This is a genomic window from Vibrio sp. 05-20-BW147 (assembly GCF_013369385.1).
In the GTDB taxonomy this organism is placed as follows: domain Bacteria; phylum Pseudomonadota; class Gammaproteobacteria; order Enterobacterales; family Vibrionaceae; genus Vibrio; species Vibrio floridensis.
This window is the reverse complement of sequence record NZ_SZTO01000021.1, coordinates 57691-66100: the sequence shown is the minus strand read 5'-3', so window position 1 is coordinate 66100 and position 8410 is coordinate 57691. Positions and strand designations below refer to the sequence as shown.

The 8410-nt window shown below is 47.7% G+C and carries 10 protein-coding genes; 4 read left to right on the top strand and 6 right to left on the bottom strand.

Features of this window, described 5'->3' with window-relative positions; all coding sequences use genetic code 11:
* The 3 genes from FC652_RS17345 to FC652_RS17335 all read left to right on the top strand — a co-directional run.
* A partial coding sequence (locus tag FC652_RS17345; RefSeq protein WP_176299557.1) for a hypothetical protein occupies positions 1-195 on the top strand: 195 nt, incomplete at its 5' end.
* Between the two features lie 266 nt (positions 196-461).
* On the top strand, positions 462-1070 hold the full coding sequence (locus FC652_RS17340; RefSeq protein WP_176299556.1) for a methylamine utilization protein: 609 nt from the start codon (positions 462-464) through the stop codon (positions 1068-1070).
* The gene (locus FC652_RS17335; protein WP_176299555.1) at positions 1067-3436 is read left to right on the top strand and encodes an EAL domain-containing protein; all 2370 of its coding nucleotides are present in this window, start codon (positions 1067-1069) and stop codon (positions 3434-3436) included. The genes FC652_RS17340 and FC652_RS17335 overlap by 4 nt, the downstream gene beginning before the upstream one ends.
* Positions 3437-3459: 23 nt before the next feature.
* Here FC652_RS17335 and cyoE read toward each other — a convergent pair whose 3' ends face one another.
* Genes cyoE through FC652_RS17315 form a run of 4 tightly spaced genes read right to left on the bottom strand, consistent with a single transcriptional unit; the run spans position 3460 to position 6681 of the window.
* On the bottom strand, positions 3460-4359 hold the full coding sequence (cyoE, locus tag FC652_RS17330; RefSeq protein ID WP_176299554.1) for a heme o synthase: 900 nt from the start codon (positions 4357-4359) through the stop codon (positions 3460-3462).
* Positions 4352-5377, bottom strand: a complete 1026-nt coding sequence (locus tag FC652_RS17325; protein WP_176299553.1) for a heme A synthase — start codon at positions 5375-5377, stop codon at positions 4352-4354. The genes cyoE and FC652_RS17325 overlap by 8 nt, the downstream gene beginning before the upstream one ends.
* A 13-nt stretch (positions 5378-5390) precedes the next feature.
* A complete protein-coding gene (locus FC652_RS17320) occupies positions 5391-5924 on the bottom strand; it encodes a hypothetical protein (RefSeq protein WP_043877556.1) in 534 nt (177 codons plus the stop codon).
* Complete coding sequence (locus FC652_RS17315; RefSeq protein WP_242629394.1) at positions 5905-6681, bottom strand: SURF1 family protein; 777 nt, start codon at positions 6679-6681, stop codon at positions 5905-5907. The genes FC652_RS17320 and FC652_RS17315 overlap by 20 nt, the downstream gene beginning before the upstream one ends.
* Position 6682: 1 nt before the next feature.
* Here FC652_RS17315 and FC652_RS17310 point away from each other — a divergent pair, with 1 nt between their 5' ends.
* Positions 6683-6907 carry a DUF2909 domain-containing protein gene (locus tag FC652_RS17310; RefSeq protein WP_015728103.1) on the top strand — a complete coding sequence of 75 codons (225 nt, stop codon included), beginning with the start codon at positions 6683-6685 and terminating at the stop codon, positions 6905-6907.
* Between the two features lie 10 nt (positions 6908-6917).
* On the opposite strand, the gene FC652_RS17305 is transcribed toward FC652_RS17310, so the two are convergent.
* Together FC652_RS17305 and FC652_RS17300 are read right to left on the bottom strand one after the other, a co-directional pair.
* Positions 6918-7802, bottom strand: coding sequence for a cytochrome c oxidase subunit 3 (locus FC652_RS17305; RefSeq protein WP_011081508.1), 885 nt, complete (start codon positions 7800-7802; stop codon positions 6918-6920).
* Positions 7799-8410 (bottom strand): cytochrome c oxidase assembly protein, encoded by a 612-nt coding sequence (locus FC652_RS17300; RefSeq protein WP_176299552.1) that lies wholly within the window; start codon positions 8408-8410, stop codon positions 7799-7801. The genes FC652_RS17305 and FC652_RS17300 overlap by 4 nt, the downstream gene beginning before the upstream one ends.

Sequence of the window (8410 nt, the reverse complement as noted above, 5' to 3'; positions counted from 1 at the left end):
CTGCCATCAGACGTAACGGCACGTATCGCTATCGAAGCGGGCATTGCGGATTTCTGGTACAAGTACGTTGGCTTCGACGGTCGCATCATCGGTATGACGACTTTCGGTGAATCTGCGCCTGCTGACCAATTGTTCGAAATGTTCGGTTTCACGGTAGAAAACGTGGTGAACACAGCGAAAGAGCTTCTCGCGTAATCACGATTTCTGACCAAATCAAACTCAAAGCCCTGCTTTATTCAGCGGGGCTTTTTATTATCCTTACTATACCGAACTAGGCTAACTCTCCAGTCTATTTCGCCCTCGTTTCCGCAGGCCAAAAAGCGCACAAGTTTCTTTCTACTTGCATCAAACATTCTGTTTGCCATCTTTCATCTATAGTTAAAACATCACCGCTATCAAGCCGTCACGACAAGCGATGCACAGATCCAAAAACACAAATGAGCTATTGAGGAAGTACCATCGTGAGCAAACGAACTATTCATTTATTGTGGCTGTCTCTAGTTTCCTTGCCCGGCTTCGCCGCGGATTTGACAGTACGGGTATTCACTCAGCAAGGGGAACCTCTTGAAAACGCGGTCGTGTTTCTCAAGTCAGACGCGCTTCTTCAGTCACTCCAGCCGATGCCTGTCACCGAATTAAGCCAAAACAACCGAACTTTTACCCCGAATGTATTGGTGATCACCAAAGGCAGTGCCGTTGAGTTTCCTAATCGTGATAGAGTTCGGCACCACGTTTACTCATTCTCAAACGCAAAAACATTTGAACTCAAACTCTATTCAGGTCGTCCAGAAAAACCCGTTGTGTTTGATAAGGCGGGGGTTGTCGAGATTGGCTGCAATATTCACGATAGCATGCTGGCATGGATTTTAGTCTCCGACACACCACTCTTCGCCACAACAGACAATCAAGGCGAAGTGCACTTCACTCAGCAACCAGCCGATACGTATCAGATTGAAGTGTGGCATTCTGCGTTACCCATTGGTTCTCCCCTCGTCACTCAAAGCAAACGCTTAACGGCAAACAATGCTGCTGTCGAAATCGTGATGCCCGCGTTAGGAGGGGATCTGTGAATTCGCTATTTGGTCACTACCTACGCACCAGCCTTGCTCGTCGCTTTGTTTCTCTGGTGATCGTGTTTCTTGCTGCTATCCAGCTGGTCAGCTTCGCTCTCGTCCAAACCACAGTCGAAACTCATGTAAGAGATGAGATTCAGAACACACTGGATGTTTCAAAACGCGTTTGGGAACAATTGCTAATCGAAACAAACTCCCGCTTACAACAGAGCGCAGACCTTCTCGCATCAGACTTTGGTTTTCGCACCGCCGTTGCAACACAAGATCAGCAGACAATCACTTCAGCATTGCAAAACAACGCTGCCCGAGTGGATGCGTCCGTTGCTGTACTTATCGATACTCAATGGCGTTTGAGAGCACTTTCAGAAGAAAATATTTCCGATGCCTCACGTGGTGAACTGGTTGTTGCAGTGCAACAGTTTTCCACCGAAACACCTTATCATTTAATGGTTTACCAAGGTAAACCGACACAATTTGTCTTAGCCCCTATTCGAGCACCACGCATTATTGGCTATGTGTTGTTTGGCTTTGAAATCACCGAACAGCGCATTGCGCTGGCTAGTCAACTGGCGAAGGTTGATATCGCACTCATATCATCACTCAACCATTCACCTAAGCGTTATGTGGTGTCTAACCAATCCATGATTAAAAACTATTTTTCCTTATTGAGCGATTCTCAAGCGATCTCCGATTCTCGAGAACAAGACCGTACCATAGCGGACAAAGTTTACGTAACGGATACATTGACTGAAAAGCTCGCCGGTCAAAATTGGATTTCCGTCGTTTTCCTTGAATCTTTGGATGCGGCAAGCCTTCGCTTTGACAAGCTCGCCTCTCAATATTTGTGGGTATCTGGATTGGCGATTGTGCTCTTTACTCTTGCCGTTCTTGCCTTATCTCATCGCGTTATCCGCCCTTTAATCACACTCACCAAAGCAACCGAAGCGCTGGCCGATGGCAACTACACGGCAACGATTGAAGGTACACAGCGTCCTGATGAAATTGGTCAACTGACAAGGGGATTTGATCAAATGCGCGGACGTCTTCAGGAGCAAAAACAGACCATCACCCAACTCGCTTACTTCGATACTTTGACGCATCTTCCGAACCGGGAACACTTCCGACAACACTTAAAACAAGAGCTGGCCCATCCATCGCTCAAATCAATTTCGGTCATCACCATCAACCTAGACCGCTTTAAACACATCAACGATGTATTGGGTTACCATGTCGGCGATGCGGTGTTACAAGAAATGGCGCAAAGACTCACGTTAACCTCGGAAAGCATCCCTCTTTTTGCTGCTCGAATCAGTGGTGACGAGTTTGTGGGTGAAATAAAAACCAACCGTGATGAGCTGGTTGACAGTGTTATAAGGATCAAACAACGTCTTGATGCCCCTTTCTATGTCAACGATACCCCAATTGATATCAGTGTCTCTATCGGGGTCGCCACTTGGCCAAGCGATGGCGGGGACGTTGATAGCTTACTTAACGCATCACAGATCGCCATGTACAGTGCCAAACGCAAAAAAGCACAGGTTGTTTTCTACGACAGTGCCTTGGTCACCGCCAATCCCGAAAATCTTTCTCTATTGTCAGAGTTGAGGCGGGCGATATTACAAAATGAGTTACGCGTCTATCTTCAACCCAAAGTCATGGCCACGACCAAAGTGGTGTCGTCGGCAGAGGCGCTGATTCGCTGGCAACATCCTGAAAGAGGCCTGCTTGCCCCCTTCTTCTTTGTCCCTTTTGCTGAACAAACGGGTTATGTAAGGGAACTGACACGCTGGATGATACAACAAGTGATTCAGCATTGGCGGGAGTTACAGCCACTCTCCGGTCAACTGACTATTTCGGTCAATCTCTCGACATGGGATTTGATTAACCCTCAGCTTCTCGATGACTTACAACACTGGCTCAGCGAATACCATGTCCCTGCCAGTGGCCTCTGTTTAGAAATCACAGAAAGCGCCATCATGGAGGATCCAGAAACATCAGAACTGACCTTGCTGAAGTTGTCTCAAATGGGCTTTCATCTCTCTATCGATGACTTTGGTACCGGCTATTCTTCCCTTGGCTATCTACAGCGGCTACCCGTCAATGAATTGAAAGTCGACAAATCATTTGTTTTAAACATGCTGGAAAACCCAAATGATAAGGTGATCGTGAGTTCCACCCTCCACCTTGCACACAATCTAGGGTTACAGGTGGTGGCAGAAGGCGTGGAATCCTACGCCCTATTTGAATCACTTAGAGAGCTAGGCTGTGATGAAATACAAGGCTATTGTGTTAGCAAACCAATAGCCTTGGAAGAATTTATTGCATGGCGAGAAGAGTGGATGCAATCCAGCTCGATGCTGTAGCCTTTTGTTCGCTCTTTCTTAATTTATCCAGCCAGTTGCTGATCGAGTAACAAAGCGCAAAACAGCAGCAACAAAAAGTAGATAGAGAAACGAAACATCTCGATTGCGGTGCGCTCTTCGGCTCGAAACTTGAGTTTTATTGCATACAGAACAAAACAGACATTCAGCACCAGGGCACTGAATAAATAGAGATAGCTGGCCATTCCAACCAACACGGGAAGCATACAAACCAACGCCAGCAGAATGGCATAGAGAAGAATCGACGTTTTGGTGTATTCAACGCCATGCGTCACTGGCAGCATGGGGATATTCACCTTGGCATAATCCTCTTTTCTGTGAATCGCCAACGCCCAAAAATGCGGAGGGGTCCAAATGAAAATGATCATCACCAACAACCATGCATGAGGATGTAACTCCCCCGTTATCGATGTCCAGCCTAGTAAGGGCGGCATCGCGCCAGCAATACCTGCAATCACGATATTTTGAGGGGTCGCTCGTTTTAAATAGAGTGTATAAACCACCGCATAGCCCAACAAACTGGCAAAGGTGAGATAGGCAGTGAGGCTATTTACCCAGAGCATTAGTGATAGAAACCCTAACGAACCGATGAGAAGCGCGAACAACAGCACATTGAAAGGGCTGACATCCCCTTTAGGAAGCGGCCGACGATACGTTCTTGCCATTTTGGCATCGATTCTTCTATCAATCAGATGATTAAACGCCGCCGCCGATCCCGCCATGAGCGCAATGCCGACCAAAGCGATCAGTGCCTGATGCCAAGTAAAGTGCTCATGAGGCGCCAAGCTCATACCAACCACCGACGTCAATAACATCAACGCGACCACTTTGGGCTTGGTGAGGGTCCAGTAAGTACTCCATGAAGATCGTGTTTGTGGCTTGTCGACGGATAACGTTTTACTCATATTTAAATCCCTCGAAATTGAGTTCTATACCCGGCTGTTCCTGCCAAAGCACATAGCTGCTCACACTCACCAACATAATCAGTAATGCGGCACCTAAATTGTGAGCCACCGCGACAGACAGTGGTAACTGATAGAGAACATTACTTATGCCCAACCCCACCTGTGCCAGCAAAACCAACCCAATCGCAATGGCCAGTTGCTGAACGATAGGTTCGCTTTGTTGATAGAGCCAAAAGCAGTAGGTCATAACACAGAAAAACGTGACCATGGCGCCGATACGATGCGTGACGTGAATGGTCATTCTGGCTGGATATTCCAAAACGCCAAACTCGTAGGTGTGGTGGCCTAAATTCCAAAAATCGAACGCGTTCTTCCAATCTAGGTAGCTTACCCAATCCCCTTCACAAATCGGCAGTTCACTGCACATTAGTGCCGCGTAATTGGATGACGTCCATCCACCTAAAAGGATTTGCAAAACCACCACAGCGATTACAAAAAATGAGAAAAACCTTAGCCTTGGATCGACAAACTGCCAATCCACCATAAATTCAGTTGGTTTGAGTTGGCAATAGAGTATCGCAAGCAACACAAACAGTAAGAAGCCGCCGAGCAAATGCGCCATCACCACCACTGGCATGAGTTTCATGGTCACCGTCCACATGCCTAGCAGCGCCTGAGCGACAACCAACAATGAAAGCACAATTGGCACCACCTTCGGAGCTTTGGCTTTAAACAGACAGAGTAAGGTAATGGCGAAAATGAGAACGCCTAAGCTACCAGCAAAATAGCGATGAATCATTTCCAGCCACGCTTTGTTTGGTTCAACCAACATGCCTGGAAAATTAGCCTCCACAACGCTCAGTTCCGCCGCGCTATTCGGCACCGTGAGATGGCCGTAACAGCCGGGCCAGTCAGGGCATCCCAACCCCGCATCCGAAAGCCGCGTGTAAGCACCAAGTAGTATCACCACCGAGGTTAACACCAACGCAATTTGTACCATAATCCGATGAAGATTCATGGCTCCCTCCCCTTCAACCAACTCGCGAAAGTTTAAGCAGCTTCCTCAGATCTGAGAGTATTTCTTTATTTTGCTCTATGAGTGACTTGGTGGCGTTCAGTGGGTAGCGCATCACCAACTGACCTAGTGGATCGACGATCACCATATCCCCCGGTTTCAAAACGCTTTCAATCTGTTTTGTTATCACAACCTGCTCATATTTAAGATTAGTTGTTGTTGGAGAAAATGCCCAAACTACTGCTTCGACTCTCTCTTGATATTTGCCCAAAGCGAGATGATTTTGGCCTAAAAGATGCAGTTGCTGCTGGCAAAGGGCTTCACAAGAGGTGGGCAGCAAATACGCCAGTTGCCACCCTTTTCCCTGAAATGGATTCACCTGCCCGAGACTTTGTAAGGTGGTGTAGGGTTCTATCAACTCCCCTTTGTTTGAGACCCCGGATTGATACCAATGTTGTTCCAATACCACTTTCGCGACAATGGCGGGCAAAGCAAAGGTGAGAACCAACAGCAGCAGAATGAAACGGCCTCTATTTTGTGTGGAAATCATGCGATACCTCCTTGCGGCGAATGCGTAGGTAGCGAACAAAAATCATCGAAGAGATCAGCAATAACACCAACGCCATCGCAAACCACTGCATCGCATAGGCAAAATGCTTTTGACTCCCCATGCTCAGTGGCTGCCAAGGTTGAGGATAGGGCCAATGGGTGAGGTTATCAGGTTGAAACAATGTCGGTATGAGACTGACGTTGAGTTGCTTGCTGAGATCCGCTATCACCATGTTTTGCACTCGTATTGGATCACTCGGTTCTAAATGGAGTTGGTCACTCAATGGGTTAACGGATTTTTGATACAACCTCCCAGTTAAAAACAGAGGTTCGCGAAAGCCTTGCACTTTGGGGAGAGATTGGCGTTGTAAACCACCGTCGACAAAACCGATCTCCACCAGCAGATAACTTCCCGGTTCATCCATCAATGCCATCACCTGATAAGCGAGATAACCCACTTTCCCGTTCCACGTTTGGTTGTCGAGCAGCACAATGGGCAACGCACTTGGCGCGACATTGGTTTCCACTCTCACTCCCGTCACCGAAAACGCGGCTGCGTGTTCCACATTGAGCACATCAAGCAAGGGCTGCGGTGCTTGCAAAGCACGCTGTTGTAACTCTATTTCAAGTTGCGACTTTTCCTCTGCACGCGAGAGCTGCCATAAACCCAGTTTGACCAACAGGGTAAATACGACCAAAGTTAACAATGCGGCGACAATGGCGCCGGGCGATCGGATCAACGCAGCTTTCGGAGTCACTATGCCGATATTTCTATTCAAATTGATACTGGTTCTTCTGCTATTGTTCATTATTGCCAACTTGGGTTTAGCCCTATTCCATATGGTGCGTGCCGACTCTTCTCCCAATGGGAAATCCATGAGCCACTATTTGGGGCGCAGAGTGATGCTCTCCGCATTGGTGGTGCTGTTTCTGCTGATCGCGTTAACAACGGGTTGGGTAGAACCCAACCCAAGACCATACTAAATTGATTGCATTACAGAACGTAGACAAAAACAAACAAACAGAGCCAAACCACGTCAACAAAATGCCAATACCAACTACCCGCTTGAAAGGCAAAATGATCTTTCGGCGTGAAATGATCTTTGGCGATGCGTCCGAGTAACACGATCAAAAACGTCGTACCTAAGAACACATGCATGCCGTGAAAACCCGTCAAGAGAAAGAAGGTATTGCCATAAATGCCCGATTGCAGTGTCAGCCCCATTTCCTGATAAGCATGGGCATATTCCTCGACTTGATAGAAAAGGAAGAAGCCCGCGAGGACGATGGTGATCTCCAACCAAACAATCAACGCCATACGTTGATTTTTCTCTAAGCTGGTATGCGCCAAATGCAGGGTAATCGATGAGGTCAACAAAATGATGGTATTAACCAAAGGGATCCCTTGCCATGGCATTGCTTGTGTTTCTTGACCAGATGGTGTGGTGGTCAGAGGCCAAAGGGCTTCAAAGCTTGGCCACAAAATCTCATGCGTCATGGCATTGTTGTCTGCCCCACCAAGCCATGGCACTGCCACCATTCTTGCGTAGAAAAGCGCACCAAAAAACGCGCCGAAAAACATCACCTCAGAAAAAATAAACCAACTCATTCCTTGTCGAAACGAGCGGGCAATCTGCTCGCTGTATTTTCCGGTGAGTGATTCGGTGATCACGTTGCTAAACCACCCTGCCAGCATATACAGCAAGGTGACAAAACCGACGATTAAAATCACATTACCAATTGGCCCCACGGGTCCTTCGATTTGCGTTCCCTGAACGGTCATGCCAGCCCCAACGGCAATCATAAAGAGCGCAAAAGCCCCAAGAATCGGCCAATTGCTTTGGGCAGGAACATAATATGACGGATGTTTGTTACTCATAGCTCAGCTCCCTGAGGCAGTGGATTGGTTGCCTCCTTGAGTCCAGATAATTGCGCAAGTTTCTCTCTATCGACTTGTTCAACGGGTAAGCGATACAAGGTGTAAGAGAGCGTTAATGTGTGAATTTCGGCGGGTAAGTCAGGTTCGATGTAAAAAATCAGCGGCATCTGTGCCAACTGATTTCCTTCAATGGGTTGGCGATTAAAACAAAAACACTCAATCTTGTTGAAAAATGCCGCGCCCTGCCCCGGAGACACCGAAGGCACCGCCTGACCAACTAAGATCTCTTGGCTGAGGTTTTGCGCCAGATACGCCGTTTGAATCACTTCTCCCGGATGCACATTGAGCGTGACCGATTGCGGTTTGAAGCTCCACGGCATATCTGGTGAAACATGCGCCATAAACTCGACGCGAATGGTTCGGCTGGTATCAATTTGCAACCCTACCGGAGCCGTCACGGCAACATTATCGGTTTTACCATTGATGCCAAGCACATCGCACATCACGTCATACAGAGGCACCAACGCAAAACCGAAACCAAACATCGCCAAAGCCGCCATCGTCAGCTTAAGTGTAAGAACGCGGTTCGATCTTCCCCCAGTCATCAT